This window comes from Zobellia alginiliquefaciens (assembly GCF_029323795.1).
Classification (GTDB): Bacteria; Bacteroidota; Bacteroidia; order Flavobacteriales; family Flavobacteriaceae; genus Zobellia; species Zobellia alginiliquefaciens.
The window spans coordinates 2,433,372-2,458,310 of record NZ_CP119758.1 but is presented as its reverse complement, the minus strand read 5'-3'; the positions used below and the strand labels follow the sequence as shown (position 1 = coordinate 2,458,310).

Here is a 24,939-nt window from a genome sequence, read left to right as displayed (position 1 = left end):
AGCAAAATGATATCTGATTCTTCAGGCTAAAAAACCATTAGAATTTCAATCTTAATTATTGTTTTCTATGTGCCAGAACAACCGGAGGACGACCATCAAACGGATTCTGCATTCGCCCAATAGTACGTGCGCCCATAGCCGAGGCTCTAATGACGCTCTTATCGCCATATCTATTTCTAATCCTATCCATGGCATCATATAAATTTAACGCCTCTTCCGTATCGTCAAAAAGGTTGATTTGGTAGTTCCCTCCCACCAAATGGCTAAAACGAATACCGATCAAACGCACCAACAACCTACGGTTATACAGCATTTTGAACATATCCAGTATTTTAGGGATTAGAATATGATCGGCACTGGTATAGGGTATGCGCAATTGTTTTGAATAGGTATTAAAATCTGAATATCTAATTTTCACCGCTATGCAAGCCGTAAGCTTTTCTCCACGTCTTAATTGGTAGGCCAAATTCTCGGTCATTGCAATGAGAATGCCCCTAAGCATGGTTATGTCTATAGTATCCTTGTCGAACGTGCGTTCCGTAGAAATAGATTTTCGCTCACAAAACGGTATTACCGGAGTATTATCCAATCCATTTGCGCGTTTCCAAATAACCGTCCCGTTTTTTCCCAAAACATGGCGCATAACATCCATTGGCATTTCTTGTACGGTCTGTATTTTCCGAAGCCCTAGGTTCCGAAGGGTTTGATAGGTCTTATCGCCCACCATAGGTATTTTCTTAACGGAAAGAGGCGCCAGAAAAGGTTTCTCGAATCCGTAATCTATTTTCAACTGGTTATTGGGTTTAGCTTCTCCTGTAGCCACCTTAGAAACCACTTTATTACTTGAAAGCCCAAAAGAGATAGGTAACCCCGTTTCCCTAATAATACGCTTACGCAATTCTGAAGCATATTTATAAGAACCAAAAAAACGGTCCATTCCGGTAAGATCTGCATAAAATTCATCTATACTGGATTTTTCAAAAAGCGGCACCTGCTCTTGTATAATTTCCGTTACAACATCTGAGTGCTTACTATACGTTCCCGCATTACCCCGTATTGCAATAGCCTCCGGGCAGAGTTCCTTGGCCATTTTCATGGGCATACCGGAATGCACACCATAGCCACGGGTCTCATAGCTACAAGCGGCCACCACGCCCCTATCGCTGAGACCGCCAACCAATAAGGGCTTCTTCTTCAACTCACTATTAATGAGCCGCTCTACGGATACATAAAATGTATCAAGGTCTAAATGTAAAATGGTTTTCTCCATAATTGTACTGAAACAACAATGCTAAATTATGGAATATTTCCTATTATTTGGATTATATCCAATCTTAGGAGTGTTAAAGTTTTAGAAGATGCGCTTGGAGGCTGATTGTACTTTACTCCGGCGAATATTTTATAACGTAAACACAAAATGTATAATCTGTTCTTATAGCATTATTTTGCTATTTTAGCCTATCCACTACTATTGTGCTACACCTGCCCCGTCATGAGATTGCTATATTATCTTTTTCTTAATTTCTCAATATTGCTATTCAGCAATACTGCTTATGCCCAGAATATAAAATTCAAAACGCTTAGCACCAATGATGGGTTGTCCAATAATTCCGTTACGGATATGGTGAGCGATGATGATGGTGCCTTATGGATTGCCACTTGGGATGGATTAAACCGCTATAACGGTAGCACATTTACCGTTTACAAACATGACATTAAAGTACCCAATTCCATAGCCGGAAACAATATAGAGCACTTAAAAAAAGACATAGCGGGCAATATATGGGTGCTGACCAAAGATAAAAAGCTAAGCAGATATATTGGGAATGATAAATTCCAAAATTTCTCTTTTGATACCACCCCAAAGAATTTAATGATTACCCAGAACGGCACTATTGGCATTACAACTCAAAAAAACAACTATGAATTTATAGATGGTGAATTCATAGAAAATCAATTTGTTGAAAAAAAAGAAGATAAGCGCATTTTAGAAGACATTCTACTTAAGAAACACCCTAACAATATCATAAATGATGTTCTAAAGGACAAATCCGGTCATATATGGTACGCCACCAGAAGAAACGGGGTCTACATTATCCCTAACCATCGTAACAATCTTAATAATGAACAAATAGACCACTATTTTCATGATCTGTACAACCCACATAGTTTTAATAGTGACGAAGTTGAAAAGTTGTACGAAGACGATTTTGGAAACATATGGCTGGGGCACAAAGATGGCGGGCTAAGTATGGCCTATACCAATTCAGATAAAATAACCACAATTACCCCGCACCCCGTAAAATTTCCGCACCTACCCAATGAAACCATACGGGCCATTACTACCGATTTTAAAAGTAGAATTTGGCTAGGCTATTATACACAGGGGCTTCTTTATTTTGATCTGGACCTAGGTTGTTTTGTAAAATATAATGTTCAAGAAGCCCAAGAGAACGGAGATTGGGAGCGTATTCGTTCTTTATACACCACTTCCGAAGGTGAGATTTGGGTTGGAACCTATGCCGGAATTATTAGAATAACAGACCATACGTACCAACTATATGAATCCAAGAATATTGATGCCTTTCCCAATGACAGAAATTATTCTTTTCATGAAGACCACCAAAACAACCTTTGGATTTCCTGCTGGGGAGGAGCTGCTAAATTCAATTTAAAAACCAACACCTTTGAACCTTTTAAAGGTCAAAACGCGCTTAACGAATATCATATTAGAAATATCACATTTGCAGATAATGAACTTTTGATCAGCACAGAAAATCAAGGTTTTTTTATACTGGAGGTAGACACTGGTGCATTGGAAAAAATCACCGTTAATGACGGTATTTTAGGTAATAGTGTCTTTTCCTCTTTTAAGGACAAACAATCTGGCTATTATTGGATTGCAAGCTTAGGGGGAATCAGTGTATATGATAAAAATGAAGGGATTGTTCATAATATTTCCGAAAACGAAGGGCTTCCCAGCCATATGGTATACGGTCTGCTTTTAGAAGGTGATAAAATTTGGATAAGCACCACTAAAGGAATAGCCACGGTAGAACGAAGTAATTTTGTGGTAACCCCATTAAATATGGATGAAGGTTGGCAGGCTCGGGAATTTTCAGAAGGTGCTTACTACCAAGACCGAAAAGGCACCTTGTTCTTTGCCGGAATTAATGGATTAAACTACTTCTCCCCTGCTTCCTTGAACATCACAAAAGAACTGCCCAAACTAAAAATAAATATAGACAACACTAGAGAATTCTCGCAAGGCATTACTAAAAGTTACGGAGAAAACTCATTAGAGATAAAAATTGAACCTATTGTTTTTTCCAACGACCCAAACAATAAGGTCCTATATAAACTATCGGGCTATGACAACGGTTTTCAAACGTTCAAGAACAATCCTATTCAATATACAAATATCCCCGATGGGGAATATAAATTTGAAGTCAAAAATTCTTTGGCCAATGACCTGGCCATTTCCAGTATACCTATAATAATCCAAAAACCATTTTACAAAACCACTTGGTTCTATATTCTACTGCTAATTACTTCACTTACCACTTTCACGATTTGGGTTTTAACCAGAAATAGGAACATAGCAAAAAACCAGAGAGAACTAGAACTAAAAATAGAAGAAAGAACCGATACCATTAACCGGCAAAAGGAACGCTTAATTAAAGTAAACCAGACACTGGATGAAAAGAACAAGGAGATAAATCGCCAGAGAGAAGAACTGCTAAACTCCTATCATCAATTAAAGAATGAAGATTTTGAAATTGAAAAGTTCAAGACCTTTGTTCTGTCCGAGTTTAAAGAACCTGTTTCTAAAATAATTGAAAACTCTAAAACTCTTATTGAAGATGAAAGTGCAAAACTGAACATCAATGCCGAATCCAGTAAACTGATCACATTGCTTTCTGAGTGGGACTACCTTACCAATTCTAAAGATATTGGCGAATTAAAAAAATCGGCCACCAAAATAAAGCAGACGGTAAAAGCTCTTATAGACGGACTTTCGGTACAGGCCAAAAAATCCAAGGTAAATCTGGACTATTCACTGGCTATAGAAAACCAATGGGTTGAATTAGATTCTCTACGATTTAAACTATTTTTCAAATATCTGTTTAACGATATCTTAAAATACATTTCCAAAGGCAGTTATCTAAAAGTAAGCGTAATAACAAAAGAGTCTCTTGAACTCCATGTGGAGTCCGACAGTAAAGTCTTAATCGATAATTTTTTTAGCATACAGCATTACAGTCCGTATTTTAGAGCGGCAAACACCCTTTTAACGGCTATGGAGGGCACTCTTACGGTGAGCCATGAGAACAACTTAACGATCACCGTACATCTACCCATAAATGTGGTGGATACTGATTCTAATAAGATTGAAGAAGTGCTCTGGAAGCATTTAGACCTGAACGAAAAACTACCCTCCGATAAAAATAACATCCTTATCTTCTGTAATGATAATGATTACCTACCTGCATTTCAATTGTTTGATCACCAGGAAAACAATTTGGTATTTGAGCGAACTACGGCAGCAATTGCTTCGGCCATAAAACATGTTGATATCCACTGTTTAATACTGTACAATGTACCTATTGACGAACAGCTGGTGAAACTCTTTCACCTTACCAAGCACAACGGTGTACAAATTACGCTGCCTATACTATACATCTCAGAAGATATTGACCATTCTTTACGTCTACAGACCACTGAGCTGGGCGTGGATGCCTTTATACAATTACCTGTAAGCAAGTCTTTTATCCAAAGTAAGCTTACCAAACTTTTATCCGTAAGAAAAAAATACGCCAACAATTCATCTAAACACCTGTTTTTTGAAACCCCGTTTACTGAAGACCAAACTTTATCCGTGAACGAAAAATTGGTAAAAAAGGCATTGAACCTTATCAATGAGAACCTGAACGACCCTTCTTTCAACGTTCAAAAACTAAAGGAAATGCTGTTTGTATCGAAAATAAAATGCTATCGAGCTTTTAAGGAAGTGTTGCAACAATCTCCTTCTGACGTGATTATAAAACTACGTCTGCAAAAAGCAGAATATCTTCTCAAAAACCACACTTTGAACATCTCAGAAATAAGTATGGAATGTGGTTTTAACGATCCCAAATACTTTAGCCGCCTCTTTAAGAAAAATTTTGAGTGTAGCCCAAAAGAATATCGGGCAAAAACCTCAAAGGTTTAATGTTATCAGCATATTATCACAAGGTTACGCTATAATTATTGTAACAAAAGTGCACTAAAAAGAAACCATTCACCCCCTTTTGTGAGTCATAAGTGCACCTTTGTGATTCTTTTTTCATCTGGTTAAGCAATGCCGCCATCTACTTTTGAACGGTAATCCAATTCTAAAAAAATCAACTAAATGAAAAAAGTGTACTTAGTTCTGCTAATAGCATTAGGATGTATTTCCTTTTCTTATTCGCAAGTAACAGTAAAGGGAACGGTAGTTTCCGAAATGGACGGGATGCCAATTCCCTCTGTATCCATTATATTAAAAGGAGGTAATCAAATAGGAACCTCCACAGACTTTGACGGTAACTTTACTATAAACATTTCAGAAGAAAGCGGAACATTGGTTTTCTCTTCATTAGGTTTTGCCAGTAAGGAAATACCTTTTTCAGGAGATCAAACCCTAAATGTAGCTTTAAGTGAAGAAGCTAGTTTTTTAGATGAAGTAGTTCTTATTGGCTACGGTTCTTCTAGAAAAGGTGATTTAACCACAGCAATTGCAACGGTCAACAACGTGGAGAGCATTGCCTCACGACCTGTTGCCAACATTACGGAGTTCTTGCAAGGTAACGTTGCGGGGGTAACGGTACTTAGTCAAGGTGGTGACCCCACCTCTAGCGGTAACGTAGTTATACGTGGTTTGGGAACTTTCGCCAATGAGCAACCACTTACGGTTGTAGATGGTGTTCCTTACTATGGTCCGGCCATTAACCCTAATGATATTGCTTCGGTTTCCGTTCTTAAAGATGCGGCATCAGCAGCTATTTACGGCGCGCAAGCGGCATCTGGTGTTATTGTTATCCAGACCAAAAAAGGTGAAATAGGAAAACCTCGCATTACTGTAGATTACTATGGTGGTATCCAAGAAGCCACTAATTTGCCTACACCACTTACGGCACAAGAGCAAGCCAATGTATACAATACAGCTGCAGATAACGCAGGTACACCTAGACAATCCGCACATGACGCCGAACAAAACCCTTACGGACAAGTAAACCGTACCAATTGGGTAGATGCTATTTTTCGCCCAGCGGGAATGAACAATGCCAATGTTAATATTAGCGGTGCGGGAGAAAGCATGAACTACCTAACCTCATTTGGCTATACCAAAAGAAACGGTCTTTTGGAAGGCACCAGCTCAGAACGGTATAATTTTAGGGTGAAGTCGGATTTTGACCTTTCGGATAAAATAAAGATTGGAGAGAATGTTTATTTCTCACGCTCCGAAGCTGTAGGAACCAATACGGACAATCCGTACTCAGGAACGATCATCAACGCAATTTACATGCCTTCTGCGTCCCCCACACGTTATGCAGATGGTAGTTTTGCCGGTGTAGCACCAGAAGAATTATCGCAATTTGCAGGAGCTTATGGAGATGTCTACAACCCATTGGCGTTATTGTTGCGGCCAACCACCACCTCACCTACCAACTTTTTAAATGCCAACGTATTTTTAAAATACGATATTATAAACGGACTATCCTTTAAGACCAATTACTCCTACAGTTACACCAATACAGAGTACAAAAGGTTTCAGCCTAGAGTACCAGAGTTAGGCCGTTCCAACCCTAACAATTATCTGGATCAGTCTAACGCCACAACAAACCGTTGGGTATGGGACAATCAGCTGAGCTACAAACAATCATTTGGAGACCATAATCTAGATGTAACGGCCATTTATTCTTCTCAGCATACTGATTTTGAAAAATTATCCAGCAGAGGCGAAGGCTTCAGTAATGAAGAGGCATTTAACCAGTATCTATCCAATGCTTCCGTGATTAGAAATCCAACAACAGAAGTGTATGAAGATGCATTAACCTCCGCCATAGGCAGGGTAATGTACAATTACAAGAACCGTTATTTTATTTCTGGAAGTATCAGAAGAGATATGACCTCACGACTTGCCGCCAATAACCAAGCGGACAATTTTCCATCCGCAACAGTTGGGTGGAGATTATCAGATGAGTCCTTCTTTAATGTTGGAGCTATTAATGATCTAAAATTCAGAGCTTCTTGGGGACAAATAGGAAATATTAATTCGGTAGGCTATTATTCATTTGATGTTCCTTTGAATACCACTGTTGTTACCATTGGAGAAGATGCTTCTTTTGACGACAAAGGTTCGTATGTTGGAAAACAATCCAATCCAAACCTTAATTGGGAAGTTTCGGAATCCATCAACTTTGGTCTTGATGCTGCACTATTCAATAATACTCTGAGCCTTACTTTTGATTATTTCGAAAAAAACACCAAAGGCATGATATTGCCAGGGCTTGAAGATTTACACCAAGGTACAAGCGCTGCAGACGTGAATGGCGGAGAGGTTAAAAACAATGGTTTTGAAATCTCGGCCAGCTACTCCAACAAGGTCGGCGACTTAGATTTCACCCTCAATGCCAATACCAGTGTGCTGGACAATGAATTGGTAAACTTAGATGGATACAACAGCAGTGGTATTGATTTTATTGCACATTCGGATAATGTAAGAGGTGTACTTAGACCGTACCGCTCCGAAGTAGGAAGGTCATTATATTCCGTTTATGTAGTTCCTCAATTGGGTATATTTCAAAATCAGTCAGAAATTGACGCCCATACAAAAGAGGGTAACTTAATACAGCCTAACGCACAGCCAGGAGATTTCAAATTTGCAGATAGCAATAATGATGGTAAGATAGATGACAATGACAAAGTGTTCTACGATAGCTACCAACCAGATTTCACATACAACTTCGGTTTAAACCTAAATTATAAAAACTTTGATTTAGGTATGCTGTTCCAAGGAGTTTCTGGTGTTGAAGTTTTCAATGGCTATAAATTCTCTACTTATAACGCTTCATTAACAGGTTACAATCTAGACAACAGAGTGCTTGATGCTTGGTCCACTACCAATACCAGTGCCACAACACCTAGATTGTCAACAAAAGATGACAACCAGAACTTTGGCTTGGCCTCTAGCTGGTATCTTGAAGACGCTTCGTATTTAAGAATGAAAAATGTTACGTTGGGCTACACTGTAGATGACCGTATTATGCGTTCCCTATTGCCCGGCTCATCTCTACGTTTCTACATTTCAGCAGAAAACCTATTTACGATAACGGATTATACAGGTATTGATCCTGAGGTTGGTGGCAAAGGATTAGATGTTGCACGATATCCATTATCAAGAACCATCACTGCAGGTTTATCATTATCGCTCTAACCAAAAAAAAACTAAAAAATGAAATTCAATAGAATAAAAACAATGAGTTTGGTAGTAGGTCTAGCAGGTCTAAACCTCATTACATGCTCAGACGATTTCACAGAGGTAAGTCCGCTTGGAAGCACATCTTACGCCAACTTTTGGACCTCCGAGCAAGATGCCTCGGAAGCGGTGAACAGTATGTACGCCTATATGACCGACCAAGAGATGTTCTCTAGAGGTTTCTTCTGGTACATTAACGCTTCGGACGATATGATTACGGGTCGTATTAAAGCTTCTGCAGATAATATCAAAGACTTTAATATCACCGGTGGCGAAGGCGGTTACACCTCAACTTGCTACCCCAATAGCTATAAAGTAATACGTCGTGCCAATGATGTTATTCTAAATGTACCCAATATGGATATTAGCGAAACCCTAAAAAACCAATATTTAGGAGAAGCTTATTTTATGCGTGCTTTCAGTTATTTCTGGGTAGCCCATACCTATGGAGATAATGGAGAAAACGGGGGTGTCCCCATCATTACGGAAGAGAATATGAACGATGAACCCGGTAGCTACTCAAGACCGGCAAGTGTTGTCGAAAATTACAAGCAGATAGAAGCAGATTTAATGAAAGCTGCCGAATTACTGCCCTTGTTTACCGACTATTCTTCCGAAAATTATGGCCGCCCTCATAGAGATGCTGCATTGGCATACATGGCAAAAACCAACCTCTACTGGGCACAATATGATGCTTCTAGATATGCCGAGGTGGTGAAACATGTGGATGCCGTTACCAACAGCGGGTCTGGCAGAGCATTGATCAACACGGGCAATCCATCACAAGATTACCGAGAACTGCACAGTCATTTAAACAATTGGACCAGCGAATATATTTGGTCCGTAAACTCCGGAGTGGACAAAGGCAGCATTCTAACCGGTGTTATGCTAGAGAACAAGGGTTGGGGTAAATATAATGGCTGGGGCTATTATACGCCTTCCGAAGGATTGTACAATGAGTTTGAAGCAGATGATGCTAGAAAGGCGGTTACCATTTTAAATTTTGGCGATGACTTTACCTTTTTCGGAGAAGACCGAAGATACCAATCGGAGAACTCTTTATCCGGGTTTCAATTCAACAAATACATGTATGAGTTCCAGTTCGAAAATCCTATCGGAACTTATCTGAACAGTAATGGAGATGACCCATCTACAGTATACAATGTTCCACTAATGCGCTACGCGGAAGTTTTACTTATGAAAGCCGAAGCATTAATTATGGATGGAAAAAATGGTGATGCCCCATTGAATATGGTTCGTGAAAGAGCGGGTCTTCCTGCAATTACCAATGCCACTATGGAGGATTTAAAACATGAAAGACGAGTAGAATTGGCCGGCGAATTTGCCAACAGACATTTTGATCTTGTACGTTGGGGAGATGCCGCTGCTACCTATGCTGAGCCAATATACGGCCGTATTTATACAGATCGTTCCAACCCGGACTCTCCGTACACCTCAGAGATTGTTTGGCCGGCTAGAAATTTTGACGCTTCCTACATGCACGTTTGGCCTATACCAAGTACAGTTATTGAATCATCTGGAATCCCCCAAAATAAAGGATGGTAACATTAAAAATAGTTCGTTAGTTAGTTTAGTTTTTTCACTAAAAGGGTGCTACCTTATGGAGCGCCCTTTTTTCAATTTCAACCCATGCAGAGATTTAAAATCCATTTTACCATTTTAATCGCACTTTTCAGCCTTGTGATTTTATCCGCACAAGAAGACCGGAAAACACTCATTCATTCGCATAACGATTATCTTCAAAGCGTCCCGTTTTGGAAGGCTTATGCCAACGGACTAGATATTCTTGAGGCCGATGTCTTTTTGAAGAACGGAAAACTAAATGTCACCCATACCGAAGCTGAAATCATTGAAGGCAACACCTTACAGGTCCTTTACTTAGAGCCTTTAAAATACGCCATAGAAAACAACATTGGCGACCCATCCGGCCTTATGCTCATGTTAGACATTAAATCAGATGCTGAACCTACGTTAAAAAAGATACTAGCAGTTCTTAAAAAATACCCTGAAATCACCACCAGACCCGATATAAAAATCGTCATTTCCGGGCACAGGCCCGATGCCAAAACATATGATTCCTATCCCCACTTTATTTATTTTGACCATCAAAAATTAGAAAGTAACCTAGCTTCTGATGATTGGCAAAAAGTAGCTTTTATAAGTGTTAGCTTCAAAAACTTTTCGGAATGGAACGGAAAAGGCAGACTTACTGAGGAAGACTATAAAAAAGTCTCCGGAGCCATTAAAAAAGCACATGCACTAAAAAAACCTTTCCGCTTCTGGGGCACACCAGATTCCAAAACTGCCTGGAAAGCATTTTCTGATCTAGGCGTAGACATTATAAATACGGATATGCCGCATAAGGCCACTACGTATGTAAACACATTGGAACAGCGCACCTATAAAAATGAAATTAAATCGGAAGTATATAAACCAACCTATGCTACGGACCAAAAAGACATGCCTATAAAGAATGTGATATTCCTTATTGGAGATGGGAATGGCCTTAACCAGATTTCATCGGCTGTTTTGGCCAATGGAGGTGAGTTGACCCTATCTCAACTAAAAAGTATCGGTTTTATAAAAACCCAATCTTCAGATGATTTTACCACAGATTCTGCTGCTGCAGGTACTGCTTTAGCTACTGGCACCAAGACCTACAATAGAGCTATTGGTTTAAACCCTAATAGAGAACCCATTGAAAACATGCCCGAATTTCTTTCCAAACACAATTTTGTTTCGGGCGTAATTACTACTGACCATGTTACCGGAGCTACACCAGCCTCGTTCTTCTCCCATCAAAAAGACCGTTCTGATACGGAGCTTATTGCCAATGACCTATTGAAAAGTAAACTTTCTCTTTTTGTAGGTGGTGGTTCTGAAGATTTTGAATTCGATTGGAAAAAGACAGATTTCACCCTTGTAAAAAACATCAATGAGATCGGGGCTAATACAGCTGATAAATTAGGACATTTTCTTTCCGTGGAAGGTGTTCCCGGCGTACTAAACGGAAGGGGCAATGCCTTAGCCGAAGCAACAACAAACGGCATTGAGTTTTTAAACTCCAAGAAAATACCATTTTTCTTAATGGTGGAAGCGGCACAAATAGATAGCAACGGGCACCGCAATAACGTTGGTGGTATAGTTACCGAAGGAATTGACTTTGACAGGGCCATTACCGAAGCTATAAAATTTGCAGACACTTCTGGAAATACTTTAGTAATAGTTACTGCAGATCACGAAACCGGAGGTTTTTCCATTCCACAGGGCAATTTAAAGGAAAGTATTATTGAAGGAACTTTTACAACCTATGATCATACGGCCACAATGGTGCCGATATTTGCGTATGGGCCCCGTTCCCAATATTTTCAAGGCACCTACGAAAACAGCGATGTATTTGAAAAAATAATTAAAGCGCTTAACTTAGGGGATAACTAAAAGTAACCGACCATGAAAAGATTTAAAGCGCTCGATGTATTCCGGGGATTGACCGTATGCCTAATGATTATTGTAAATACCCCTGGCGACTGGAACTCTACCTTTTCACCTCTGTTACACGCCAAATGGCATGGCTTTACACCTACCGATTTGGTTTTTCCCTCGTTTTTATTTGCAGTAGGTAACGCCTTTGCTTTTGTAAAGACCAAATGGGGAGACAAACCTTTCTCCGAAGTATTCAAAAAAATAGCGAAGCGCACCTTGATTATTTTTTTACTCGGGTATATCATGTACTGGATCCCGTTTGTTTCCTGGACAGAAACCGGTAACCTTGCTGCCGTACCGTTTAGTGAAACACGCATTCTTGGGGTACTCCAACGCATAGCTTTATGTTATTTTATTGGGGCCGTGATGATATACTTTTTAACCAATAGGCAACTGATCATAGCTTCGGTTATCTTGTTACTAAGCTATTGGGGACTGTTGGCCGCATTTGGCGACTATACCCTTGAAGGAAACTTTGCCAGAACCGTAGACCGTCTTATACTAGGTGATAGTCATCTATATATAGGCAATGGTATACCGTTTGATCCGGAAGGACTTTTGAGCACGCTGCCTTCCATTTGTAACGTCTTGGTAGGCTATCTTATTGGAAAATATATTATTGATGGCGGCATGAATTACGAGAAGCTGGCAAAAATGCTACTGATGGGTGCCGGTCTATTGGTGGTTGCCTATCTATGGGATTTAGGCTTCCCGGTAAACAAAAAATTATGGACAAGCTCTTTTGTAACACTTACCGTGGGTCTAGACATTGTAGTGTTATCCGTACTTGTCTATACCATAGACTTTGTAAAAAAACCCGTTAATTACAATTTCTTTGAGGTATTTGGGAAGAACCCGCTTTTCATTTATCTACTTTCGGAATATGTAGCTATTGGCGCTCTCTTTATCCGGGTTAATGGTGAGCAATCACTTTATAGCTATGTGTACGAAAAAGGTTTTAGTTGGATCGGTCCTTACTTTGGTTCTCTAGCCTTTGCTCTGGTTTTTATGCTCTTTTGTTGGAGTATAGGCCTTTGGTTGGATAAAAAGAAGATTTACATAAAAGTCTAGAAACAGTTTAAAACCCTACAGTTTAATTGGAAATAAAAAACCCCGCAATTGCGGGGTTTTTAAATGATACTGTGTCCAAAAATTTAAAATGATAAGCTATATCCTAAAGAGAATGATACACCCGGATCCCTGTAAGAGTAACGGTTTGTAATTCCTCCGAAAGATTCGTAAAGACTTTCACGATCATCACCAAGAATGTTGTTCGCTTTAAAACTTACTTTAGAGCGTTGCTCCTCTCCAAAGGCCTTAGATATATTGAAATTCAAACTATTGAAAGGTTGCGTATAAACGTCAGCATTTTGACCAAAACCAATAACTTGTAACGTTTTGCCCTGAACGTTAAAAAATGCTCCGGCTTCAAATCCAGTTTCCCTGTTATTATAGTTTATACCCACATTTACTAGGTAAGGAGATTGCCCTTGCAGCTCTCTCGTTTCTTCAATTGTTTCACCATCTCTAGCAAAAGCAAGTCTAGTTTCATATTCTTGGTCCTCACCTTTTGCCATTTCAATTTTAGAATCAATAACAGAGACATTTAAGTTTACGCTTAAGTTACTAAGTGACTCAGAAATAAATCCAAAATTCTTACGCGCTTCAAATTCTAATCCAAATATATCAGCAGAAGGGGCATTACGAGGCGTAATCTGATTAGGCGCTACGTTACTGTAAGCTACTATCTCAATAGGATCTTTTAGTTTTTTATAAAAGCTACTGAAAGCCAACATCTGAGCCCTGTCTCCAAAAACCTCATACCTGAAGTCAAAATTATCAACATAGGTAGGAACCAAATCTAAATTACCTATGAAAAGTGTACCCGTTAAAAGATCTGTAATTTGAACTACTGAAAGTTCTTTAAAGCTTGGACGAGCCGTAGTTCTTGAATATGAAACTCTAAAGTTCATATTTTCCTTAAATCCGTAAATTAAATTTGCAGAAGGAAAGAAATCAAGTTCATCTATGGTTTTTTCATTATCATAGATTTCACTACCTGTATTGTTTTGACCTGTAAAATACGTTGTAAACTGCTCAGCTCTTAAGCCAAGGATAGCACGGAACTTCTCCGAAAATTTAAACTCATTGGAAAGATATGCCGCAATGGTATTCTGTTCTGCATCGTAGTTGTTAGCTGGCTGAAAGTTACCGCTAAAATAAGATCCAGAATTATTATCCAAGCTCCATATATTTTCATCTGCCAAAATTAAATCCGGGTCACCGTTTAGGTCCGCTGTTGTAAAATCAAAGAAACGAATTCTATAGTTTTGAATATCATACTCTCTTTGCTTGTAACTGTAAAGACCACCAAATTTCAACATAGACTTGTTGCCGAACATTTCATAACTCTTAGAAAAATCAATTTTTCCTACAGCATTGGTTTCTTCAAGATTTCTCCAAAGACGTTGAGGAAAACCAGCATCAGGACTTATAGAGAAACCATTAGGTTCAACAATAAAAGTACTCAACCTTATATCCTTATCATGAACTTTGGCCAAAGTGGGTGACAAACTCCATTCTGTAACAAACGAAGCATCCTCAGACGTATGTTTACCAGAAAGCAATAAGTTAGTTACCGAACTCTGTGTATATTCAAGGTTATCCTTAACTACTTCAATAGAATTGGAAATTTGTGTTTCTTGATCATAAAGTGCCGCTCTTGACTCTCCATTTTGAATGTGAAGAAAGTTTAAACGGTACTTAGATTTGCCCGTTTTATAAGACAAGCCCGTTAAAATAGATGCCAATACGTTATTAGAACCTATATCCCCTTCTTGCCTTCTATCAAAACGTAGTTCGTTAACATCACTTTCAGGGTTTTTTTGGTAGATACCGTTTTCAAAGCCCTCGTAAAAAGTAGTGGTGTTTTTATAATCTAAAGATGCAATAAAACCAAGTTTGTTATCACCTACGTCAAATTGATTTCCGTAACTAAAACCTAGGCTAAAATCGGGTTTCGAATTTTGCCGTTCCGTGGCCATAGTTTTTTCAAAAGAACGTGTAATACCCTCTAAATTTTCATTCTCCGAAGAAGATGGGCTTGGAATAACCGCCTGTTTAGAAATAGGCAACTCTCTTGTACCATCATCAAAACCAAGGAAATCAGTTCCACCACCTTCGTAGGATAAATAATTATCTTTAAAGTGCATATTGTTATTATAACCCACAGACGCAGAAAAAGACATCTGTTTCTGAGCAGGAAAATCTTTGGTAACCACGTTTACCACACCCCCGGTAAAATCAGCAGGCAATTCCGCTGCGGCAGATTTTAGAACGATTACATTTTCTAGAATATTGGTAGGAAATATATCCATCTGAACCGTGTTTTTATCCGGATCCAAACCTGGTATATCCATTCCATTTAAAATAGATTTGGTATAACGATCCCCCAAACCTCTTACAATCACATATTTTCCTTCTTGCACCGATACCCCTGGTACACTCTTAATAGCCGAGGCAATATTACTAGCCCCAGTAGTTTTTATAGCCTCTAACGATAACCCATCCATAAGGTTAACCGAATTTTTTTGAAGGTTTAAAACCGATGCTTCCGTGTTCTTGCTTACTGTAGTTGTCACAACTACTTCATCTAACTGAGCGGAAGCAGGCTGAAGTGTTACGTTCACTTCAGTAGCCTTACCAGCTTCAACAACTACATCGGTAATTTCTTTGGATGTGTAACCAATATATGAAAACGAAACTGTGTACTTACCGGGCTCAACCTCCAAGGCATACACCCCATCAAAATCGGAGGAGCTTCCTATGGTGGTTCCCTTTATCAAGATATTGGCAAACGGAAGTACATCATTAAACTCACCGTCCATCATTTTCCCTGATATGGTCCCGGTTTGAGCAAAACACCATTGTGCGAGAACAAGGGTAGTTGCAAAGAGTATTTTTTTCAGCATTTTATGTTAATTTATATAGTGCTCAATTATTAACAAAATAGTCCAAAGGCTTAAAATCAAAGCCTTTGGACATTTTTCTTTTTATATTCTTCTAGTGCGTTGCAACTATTCTAATTCACCAGCAGACCATGCCCATGAAAAAGCAGATAGATCAGCACCAACACCTTCAGAAGCATCAGCTGCAGCTGCGATACCATTAGCGTTGTCAGTAAACTTAGTTTCATCACCTTGTGCAATATCATCACCTGCTAAAACATCAGCAACAGTAGTACCTTCAGGAAGAACCATTTCCCAGTTAGAGAAAGTGATACGACCATCAGTAAGTTCTTTAGCTGCATCAGCATCAGCAATGTTTACTGTAGAACCTGCAGAGAAACCATAAGCCAAAACATTGTTAAGGTTAACAAGGGTTCCGTCTCTTAGATCCGCATACTTGCTAGTACTTCCGTTTCCTATAAGTGTAATACCTGTCATAGTGAACGCCGTAGCTTCCGTAGCAGAACTACCTGCAGGACCATCAAGCTCAAGACCTGAACCAGATTCACCTTCCATTATAACTACACCGTTAGTAAGCGTTCCAGACCAAGCTTCATCAGTATCAAAACCGTCATCACTTTGTGCCCATACTACAGCATTTGTAACGTTTACAGACCCACCGAACCACTCGATACCGTCATCATCGTTAGCAACTACTTCAATATTTTCTACAACCGTACCAGAACCAACACCACCTAGGGTTAATCCGTTGATTTCGTTATCCGGTGCAATTGTAACACCACCGTGACGTATAGATACATATTTAAGAACACCAGAGTTATCTGCTGCATCAGTACCACCGTACTGTCCGTAAGATTCATCAACAGGCAAACCTTCTACCTGAGCAGTCTCAATATCACCGTTTACAGAGATTGGTGCTTTACCAAGAACGATAACACCACCCCAACGGCCTTTAGTGGCAGTGGTAAGCGTGCTTGCAGTTTCTCCTTGAACGATTCCATCTTCTACTGTAGTAAAAATAATTGGTTTATCAGAAGTACCTTCGGCCATGATCATTCCTCCTTGATCCACTACAAGTGCAGACGCAAGAGTTTCTTCACCAAGCTCACCTTTAATAATAGTTCCTGGTTCAATTGTAAGAGTAACACCTTCGTCTACTACAACTTTACCGTCTAAGATATAAATGTTATCAGCTGTCCAAGTTTCGTCCGAAGTAAGAATACCTGATTTTGTAATCGTAGTTCCTTGTGGCGTAACAGCAATAGCTTGTTCACTAGCAGCTACAGTCCATGCAAATGCATCTAAATCAGCACCTGTAGTTCCTGTTCCAACAGCCGTAGCGTTATCAGTAAATTTAGTTTCGTCTCCTTCTGCAATATCATCACCAGCTAAAACATCTGCAATAGTGCTTCCTTCTGGCAATACCATTTCCCAGTTAGCAAAAGTGATACGACCATCAGTAAGCTCTTTAGCAGTATCGGCATCAGCGATATTTACAGTAGAACCTTCAGAGAAACCATAGGCCAAAACATTGTTAAGGTTAACAAGTGTTCCGTCTCTTAGATCTGCATACTTGCTAGTACTTCCGTTTCCTATAAGTGTAATACCTGTCATGGTGAAAGCAGTACTTTCAGTAGCAGCACTACCTGCAGGACCATCAAGCTCAAGACCTGAACCAGATTCGCCCTCCATAATAACTACACCGTTAGTAAGCGTTCCAGACCAAGCTTCATCAGTATCAAAACCATCATCACTTTGTGCCCATACCAAAGCATTTGTAACGTTTACAGATCCACCGAACCATTCGATACCATCATCATCGTTAGCTATTACCTCAATATTTTCTATAACCGTACCAGAACCAACACCACCTAGGGTTAATCCGTTGATTTCGTTATCCGGTGCAATTGTAACACCACCGTGACGTATAGATACATATTTAAGAACACCTGAGTCATCAGCTGTATCAGTACCACCGTACTGTCCGTAAGATTCATCAACAGGCAAACCTTCTACCTGTGCAGTTTGAAGGTCTCCGTTTACAGAGATAGGAGCGTTACCCAAGATGATAACACCACCCCAACGGCCCTTAGTAGCTGTAGTAAGAGTTCCTGTAGTTTCACCTTGTTCAATACCATCTTCAATAGAAGTAAAGATAATAGGTTGGCTAGCAGTACCTTCTGCCATAATCTTACCACCTTGATCCACTACAAGTGCAGAAGCTAGAGTTTCTTCACCAAGCTCACCTTTAATAATAGTTCCTGGCTCAATTGTAAGGGTAACACCTTCGTCAACCACCACTTTGCCATCTAAGATGTAAATGTTCTCAGCTTCCCAAGTTTCATCTTCAGTAATAATACCGGATAATCTAATTTCTTCACCAACTGGATCCACTGGATTATCATCATCGGTCGGGGTTGTTCCTCCATCATCACTACTACAAGAGATAATAGCGAATGACGTGATTGTCAATAAAGAGAAAATTAATTTTTTCATTTTGTTAGTATTTAGCTTCATTTTTATGTTACGAGTTATACTCAATTTGAACACCGCAAATAAAGCCACGTGAGGTAAAAGTCGAGTTACGCGTATGTTAAACCTTTATTGCAATAAGGTTAGGTTAACGTTACTATATTAAATCAACGTTAAGAGACGTTGGTATGTCGGTATTATCTTTACTTTTGACGAATTAACCATCTTTATAGACCCAATGAAAAAGAAAGACATTAAGATATTACTTGTTGACGATGAGCCAGATATACTAGAAATAGTAGGCTACAACCTAACTTCCGAAGGTTATCAGGTCTTTACCGCCAAGAATGGAGTTGAAGGCGTTGCCATGGCCAAGAAGAAACAACCCCATTTAATTATCTTAGATGTAATGATGCCAGAAATGGATGGCATTGAAGCTTGTGAAACCATTCGTAGCACAGCGGGTCTAGAAAATTCAATCATTACCTTTCTAACCGCTCGTGGAGAGGACTACTCTCAAGTAGCGGGTTTTGATGCTGGTGCGGACGATTATATTACCAAACCTATTAGACCAAAAGTTTTGGTGAGTAAGGTAAAGGCCTTATTAAGAAGGTTAAAAGAAGATAACGCACCACAAGATGATATTGTAACCGTTGGTAACATTATCATTAACAGAGAGGAATACAAAATAATTAACGACGGCGAAGAGATTGTTCTGCCAAGAAAAGAGTTTGAACTTTTGGCCCTACTCACCTCCAAACCTAGTAAAGTTTTCAAAAGAGAAGTTATTCTTGACAGGGTCTGGGGTAACGAGGTTGTTGTTGGTGGGCGTACTATAGACGTTCATATCAGAAAACTTCGTGAGAAGATAGGCGAACAACATTTTAAGACTGTAAAAGGGGTTGGCTACAAGTTTGTTCTTTAATTAAGTCTGCCTATTAATTAAGTTATACGTCTTTTTTGTAGTAATTTTGGGCGGTGACTCGTTCCATGATTATACATACCCATTTTTTCGGCACAAACAAAACCGTTTTCTTATGTCCGCTAAACTAAGAAGGTCATATCGCTTTGCGCTAAGGTCTTCTTTTATGATCTCCGTGGCATTTGTATCGCTTTTGGCATTGTTCCTACATCTTTTCAATTCTTTTGACTGGACGGCAATCATTATTTCTGCCCTACTACTATTTCCTATTGCCTTCATTGTTTTACAGATACGAATAGAAAGGTTCATTTATCGTCGTATTAAAAAGATTTATGATGATGTTGCCATGTTGGAAACCTCATCTATTAGCACAGGCCCCATAACGACCGATATGAAAACCCTAACCGAAGAGATAGGGAAGTTTGCCCAAGACAAACGTGTAGAAATAGACACCTTAAAAATTAGGGAAGAATACAGAAAAGACTTCCTTGGTAACGTATCGCACGAGCTTAAAACTCCACTTTTTACCGTTCAAGGCTATATAGAAACGCTCTTGGATGGCGCTATAAACGACAAAAATGTGCGTCGCAAATATCTTCAACGGGCTAATAAGGGCGTAGACAGGTTAATTTACATTGTTAAAGATCTAGATCTCATTACAAAACTAGAGGTAGGCGATCTTAATCTTAATAGAGAGCCGTTTGACATTATTGAACTTATACAGAATGTTTTTGACCTCTTAGAAATGAAATCTGCAAAGAAGAAAATCACACTCACTTTTGATATGGAGTATGATGAACCCATAATGGTCTTTGCGGACAAGGAAAAAATACAACAGGTAGTAACTAACTTTTTGGTAAATTCAATTAAATACGGCCACACCAATGGCACTACCGAGGTAAGTGTAGAAAACCTCATCAAAAACAAAGTAATTGTACGCGTAACAGACAATGGCGAAGGTATTCCCAAACAACATATACCACGCCTGTTTGAACGTTTTTACCGCGTAGACAAAAGCGGTAGCCGTAGTGAAGGTGGGTCAGGTCTTGGTCTTGCCATAGTAAAACATATTGTAGAGGCACACGGAGAAAAGATATATGTAGAAAGTGAAATAGACGTAGGTTCGGAATTTTCTTTTACTTTGGAAAAAGCGAAAGACAAGAACACGACCACTACCTCAGCAAAAATCTAATTTTATTCTATTGGGAAGCAAGAACAAACTTAAACGTTTTAAAGAGAACGAAACTTTTTCTAATGTCATTCAACCTAATCGGGAAGCCGTAAAAGAAGGGTTTGAGAAGAAAGGTAAATGGAATGACTTTTTTGGCAACGACAACCCTATTGTCTTGGAATTGGGATGCGGAAAAGGAGAATACACCGTTGGCTTGGCAAAACAAGACCCCAACAAAAACTTTATTGGCATAGATATTAAGGGAGCCCGTTTATGGCGTGGCGCAAAAACCGCCTTAGAGGACAACCTTAAAAACGTGGCTTTTTTAAGAACACAGATTGAATTGGTTGATGAGCTTTTTGACAAAGACGAGGTTTCCGAAATATGGATTACCTTTCCGGACCCGCAAATAAAATACAAACGCACCAAACACCGCATGACCAACGAGAGCTTCTTGGCAAAATACAAGAAAATTCTACGTCCGGACGGTCTTATGCATCTCAAAACCGATAGTGAATTCATGCACGGTTATACGCTAGGGCTTTTGCACGGCCTAGGATTAGAAATTAATTATGCCAATCACGACGTATATAAGAATGAAGGTAGTCCAAAAGAGGTTCTAGAACTTCAGACTTTCTATGAAAAGCAGTATCTTGAAAAAGGCAAACCCATTACCTATATCCAATTCAAGGTACACTAGTCCATGCAACATCTTTTGATACTTTTTTTTGCTACGTTTTCCGCAGCTTTCATGGCCACAGTGCCTCCTGGTCTTTTGAATATGAACGCCGCAAAGGTCAGTGTAGAAAAAGGTAAACTAAACGGAATTATTTTTAGCTTGGGAGTAGCCATAATGGTCATTCTACAGGCAACCATAGCCGTTTACATCTCAAAATTCCTGCATAAAAACCCTGAAGTTGTAGATATACTTCTTAAAATTGCGGTAGTGGTTTTCGCTTTTTTTATGGTATACTTTTTTATTGCAGCCAAGAAGAACAAAACAAAAAAAATAAAAACCGTAAAGGTTAGTAAAAAGAACAGTTTTTTTAAGGGTGTACTTTTGGCCGCGTTAAATTTATTGACCATACCCTATTATAGCGGACTGAACATTATGTGGAACGCTTCCGGCTGGATAAAATTTCAGGTTTGGGATATTCTTGTATTTATTCTAGCAGCGGGCTCGGGCACTTTTACCGTGCTTTATATGTATACCGTTTATTTCAATAAGCTAGAACATAAATCAAACCGGTTTTCGCAGAATAGCAATTATATCCTCAGTGCCCTTATGTTGGTTCTATTGATTATTACCATTCTAAGAATTATATTTCGCTAATGAAACCTGAGAACAAAAACTTCTTTCAAAAAGTATACGAGGTGGCAGCGCTTATACCTGAAGGGCGTGTTACGTCTTATGGCGCCATAGCCAAATATCTGGGTGCCGCCAGAAGTGCAAGAATGGTGGGCTGGGCAATGAACGGAGCAGGGAGTATGCCAGAAGTACCTGCGCACCGTGTGGTAAATAAAATAGGACTGCTAACGGGAAAACATCATTTTGATGGCACCAACCTAATGCAACAGCTTTTAGAAAATGAAGGCATAAAGGTGGTTGACAATCAAATCATAGATTTTGAAAAGCACTTTTGGGACCCATTTAAAGAGTTGGGTTAATTATTCTCTGATTTTTTAATCAAAAGTCAAAGTGAATACAGTGTGCTCTTTTGATAATACCCGTATACTCCCCCCGTGCAATCTCATGATTTGTTTGGAAAGACTGAGTCCTATACCGGTTCCCGTGTTTTTAGTAGTGAAAAAAGGAACAAAAATCTCATCCATTAATTCGGGGGGAATTCCTGGACCATTGTCCCATACTTGAATGTATTTTTTATTCGCTTCATTAATTCCGGCAACAAATTTAATTGCCCCGTTCTCTTGAGCACCCAACGATTGTTTCGCGTTTTTACCCAGATTTAAGAGTACTTGAGATATCTGTCTTTGATCTAAATACAACTCTAAACTATTAGGAACCACATCTACCTCAAATTTTATATTTTCAGATTTATCGTCTAACAACAACTTTACTTTTTCCAAAAGGTTTTGTGCAGGCACAAGTTCTCTATCGGGTTCAGGTACGCTTAAAAATTTTCGGTATGACTGTACAAAATTCATTAAACCATTGCCTTGTTCTTGAATAACCTCAAGCCCCTTCACCGTACTTTTTAAATGCTCTCCCGGCAATTCCGAAGCTTCCAAAACCATTTCCCCTTTTTTATAATACTTTAAAATAGATTCTGAAATTGAAGTTATAGGCGTAATGGTATTCATGATTTCATGGGTTAAAACCCGAATCAGTTTCACCCAAGAATCCGTTTCTTTTTCATCCAACTCTTTACGAATATCCTGCACAATCACCAGCAAGAGTTCTTGACCGTCTACCGTCACCGCCGTAGCTTTCATTGCCAATTCTGTTTTTTCACGTTCATTGACGAATTGATGGGTGCTACTTTCAAAAGGTTTCAGTCCGGCAAACTTATCGTATAGCTTTTCGTCTATCTGTTGGAGTTGTTTCACATGATTTAAAGGATGGTAATCGAGTAATTTTTCAATTGTTGGGTTGGCGTACAGAATATGCCCTTTGGGATTAATGGTCATAATACCAATATCCGCCTGTTTTAAGATCTCTTGGTAAAAATGCTCTTGTGCCTGCTTTTTAAGGTGAATGTCCTGCACCATGGTATTAAGCATGTTCAGGCTGTGATTAAGCTCCGTTAATGATTTTCCGCTAAGCTTTTCAGGAAAACGCAGTGTAAAATCCTCATTTTTTATAGCATCAAAAAAATAGGCTATTTTTCTGTTGGTCTGATTAACATAGTAAAGCAAATAATAGGTTTGCAGCCCCAGCAGAAAAAGAAAAACCGCAAATAATATATAATTTTCATAAAAAAACAGAAAACCTACGGCCAACGCGGTAATCGCAAGTAATAGAACCCGAACGATTAATTGCAGATAAATATGTTTGCTCATCATACCTACTTCCCTATTTTCTTTAATTTATTGTAGAGCGTTTGCCGAGAAATACCCAACTGTTCCGCCGCTGCACTGTAATTTCCCTCATTTTGCTTCAACGCGTTATTGATCATCAGAAATTCCATTTCCTCTAAAGTTGCAGGACCGTTTAAATTGGATGATACGGTTTGTTTATTGGTCAACAAAAAATCTTCTGACTTAAGCACATTTCCTTCCGACAGGATAACGGCCCTTTCAATAGTATGTAACAGTTCTCTAATGTTGCCCGGCCAACCATAATCCATTAATTTTTCTTGAGCCGCTTGATTCATTCTCAGTCCTGGTTTTCCATATTTTGAAGTGAATTTTTTCAAGTAGAAATCCGCCAGGACCAAAATATCTTGATCACGCTCGCGTAACGCAGGCACTTCTACCCTTATGGTATTTATTCGATACAATAAATCCTCCCTAAAAAGTCCTTCGGCGACCATTTTATCTAAATCCTCGTTCGTTGCACAAATCAAACGTATATCTACTGAAATTGGTTTATTGGACCCCACGCGGACAATAGTTCTATTCTGAATGGCCGATAATAGTTTTGCCTGCGCCTGAAGCGATAAGTTTCCTATTTCATCTAAAAACAGCGTGCCACCGTTGGCTGCTTCAAATTTTCCGGCTCTGTCTTCTTTGGCATCGGTAAAAGAACCTTTGGTATGTCCAAAAAGTTCACTTTCGAAAAGGTTTTCTGATATTGAACCCATATCCACCGAAATAAATACTTCGTTATTCCTACTTGAAAGTTTGTGAAGCTCACGTGCTATGAGTTCTTTACCAGTACCATTTTCTCCAGTAATCAGTACGTTCACATCGGTTTTGGCTACTTTGGAGACCAACTTTAGCACTGAATTTAACGCCTTAGAATTACCTATAATGTAATTTTTGTTCTGATTGATAACCTGTTTAAGGTGACTTTCTTTCTGTTTCAGTTCAGTAACCTGCTTCTTTGATTTTCTAAGCTCGTATGCAGATTTAACCGTTGCCAAAAGCTTATCGTTATTCCAAGGTTTAAGAATAAAATCAGAAGCTCCTTCTTTTAATGCCATTACCGCCAAATCTACAGCACCATAGGCTGTCATCATTATGACCGAAGTCTGGGGCGTCTTTTTCTTAAGCTCACGCAACCAATACAGACCTTCATTCCCGGTGTTTACTCCCGCAGAGAAATTCATATCCAGCAGTACAATATCTACTTCCTTTAAATCAGGAAAAGATGTAATCTGATTCGGGTTTGAGATGGTCTGTATGGTTTTGTATTCAAACTGCAATAGAATTTCAAGTGCGCTAAGGACGCTCTTATTATCATCTATAATTAAAATATTTGCATCTACCATTTGATTAC

Annotated in this window: 15 protein-coding genes; 10 read left to right on the top strand and 5 right to left on the bottom strand. The window is 39.1% G+C overall.

What is annotated here, in order from left to right; genetic code table 11:
* Window positions 1-55: 55 nt before the first annotated feature.
* Window positions 56-1,270: a DNA polymerase Y family protein gene (locus tag P0077_RS10350; RefSeq protein WP_276169101.1), complete on the bottom strand. Its 1,215-nt coding sequence runs from the start codon at window positions 1,268-1,270 to the stop codon at window positions 56-58.
* A gap of 222 nt (window positions 1,271-1,492) precedes the next feature.
* Between P0077_RS10350 and P0077_RS10345 the strand changes: the two genes are divergently transcribed.
* The 5 genes from P0077_RS10345 to P0077_RS10325 all read left to right on the top strand — a co-directional run bounded on the left by P0077_RS10345 (window position 1,493) and on the right by P0077_RS10325 (window position 13,075).
* Window positions 1,493-5,212 carry an AraC family transcriptional regulator gene (locus tag P0077_RS10345; protein ID WP_276169100.1) on the top strand — a complete coding sequence of 1,240 codons (3,720 nt, stop codon included), beginning with the start codon at window positions 1,493-1,495 and terminating at the stop codon, window positions 5,210-5,212.
* Window positions 5,213-5,392: 180 nt separating this feature from the next.
* Window positions 5,393-8,458 carry a SusC/RagA family TonB-linked outer membrane protein gene (locus tag P0077_RS10340; protein ID WP_276169099.1) on the top strand — a complete coding sequence of 1,022 codons (3,066 nt, stop codon included), beginning with the start codon at window positions 5,393-5,395 and terminating at the stop codon, window positions 8,456-8,458.
* A gap of 18 nt (window positions 8,459-8,476) precedes the next feature.
* Window positions 8,477-10,066 carry a RagB/SusD family nutrient uptake outer membrane protein gene (locus P0077_RS10335; protein WP_276169098.1) on the top strand — a complete coding sequence of 530 codons (1,590 nt, stop codon included), beginning with the start codon at window positions 8,477-8,479 and terminating at the stop codon, window positions 10,064-10,066.
* Between the two features lie 84 nt (window positions 10,067-10,150).
* Window positions 10,151-11,959: an alkaline phosphatase gene (locus P0077_RS10330; protein ID WP_276169097.1), complete on the top strand. Its 1,809-nt coding sequence runs from the start codon at window positions 10,151-10,153 to the stop codon at window positions 11,957-11,959.
* Between the two features lie 12 nt (window positions 11,960-11,971).
* The gene (locus tag P0077_RS10325; protein WP_276169096.1) at window positions 11,972-13,075 is read left to right on the top strand and encodes an acyltransferase family protein; all 1,104 of its coding nucleotides are present in this window, start codon (window positions 11,972-11,974) and stop codon (window positions 13,073-13,075) included.
* A gap of 83 nt (window positions 13,076-13,158) precedes the next feature.
* Here the strand turns inward: P0077_RS10325 and P0077_RS10320 are convergent, their stop codons facing one another.
* Window positions 13,159-15,975, bottom strand: a complete 2,817-nt coding sequence (locus P0077_RS10320; RefSeq protein ID WP_276169095.1) for a TonB-dependent receptor — start codon at window positions 15,973-15,975, stop codon at window positions 13,159-13,161.
* Between the two features lie 105 nt (window positions 15,976-16,080).
* Window positions 16,081-18,468, bottom strand: coding sequence for a hypothetical protein (locus tag P0077_RS10315; protein ID WP_276169094.1), 2,388 nt, complete (start codon window positions 18,466-18,468; stop codon window positions 16,081-16,083).
* A gap of 214 nt (window positions 18,469-18,682) precedes the next feature.
* On the opposite strand from P0077_RS10315, the gene P0077_RS10310 reads away from it, so the two are divergent.
* The 5 genes from P0077_RS10310 to P0077_RS10290 all read left to right on the top strand — a co-directional run bounded on the left by P0077_RS10310 (window position 18,683) and on the right by P0077_RS10290 (window position 22,205).
* Window positions 18,683-19,369, top strand: a complete 687-nt coding sequence (locus P0077_RS10310) for a response regulator transcription factor (RefSeq protein WP_276169093.1) — start codon at window positions 18,683-18,685, stop codon at window positions 19,367-19,369.
* 112 nt (window positions 19,370-19,481) lie between these two features.
* Complete coding sequence (locus P0077_RS10305) at window positions 19,482-20,558, top strand: sensor histidine kinase (RefSeq protein WP_276169092.1); 1,077 nt, start codon at window positions 19,482-19,484, stop codon at window positions 20,556-20,558.
* A 10-nt stretch (window positions 20,559-20,568) separates the two neighbouring features.
* Entirely contained in the window at window positions 20,569-21,237 is a 669-nt protein-coding gene (trmB, locus tag P0077_RS10300) for a tRNA (guanosine(46)-N7)-methyltransferase TrmB (RefSeq protein WP_276169091.1), read from the top strand.
* 3 nt (window positions 21,238-21,240) lie between these two features.
* Entirely contained in the window at window positions 21,241-21,870 is a 630-nt protein-coding gene (locus P0077_RS10295; protein ID WP_276169090.1) for a LysE family transporter, read from the top strand.
* Window positions 21,870-22,205, top strand: a complete 336-nt coding sequence (locus P0077_RS10290; RefSeq protein WP_194529448.1) for an MGMT family protein — start codon at window positions 21,870-21,872, stop codon at window positions 22,203-22,205. Before P0077_RS10295 ends, P0077_RS10290 begins: the two co-directional genes overlap by 1 nt.
* 15 nt (window positions 22,206-22,220) lie before the next feature.
* Here the strand turns inward: P0077_RS10290 and P0077_RS10285 are convergent, their stop codons facing one another.
* Window positions 22,221-23,561 (bottom strand): sensor histidine kinase, encoded by a 1,341-nt coding sequence (locus P0077_RS10285; protein ID WP_276169089.1) that lies wholly within the window; start codon window positions 23,559-23,561, stop codon window positions 22,221-22,223.
* Window positions 23,562-23,563: 2 nt separating this feature from the next.
* Window positions 23,564-24,931: a sigma-54-dependent transcriptional regulator gene (locus P0077_RS10280; RefSeq protein WP_276169192.1), complete on the bottom strand. Its 1,368-nt coding sequence runs from the start codon at window positions 24,929-24,931 to the stop codon at window positions 23,564-23,566.
* Window positions 24,932-24,939: the final 8 nt, after the last annotated feature.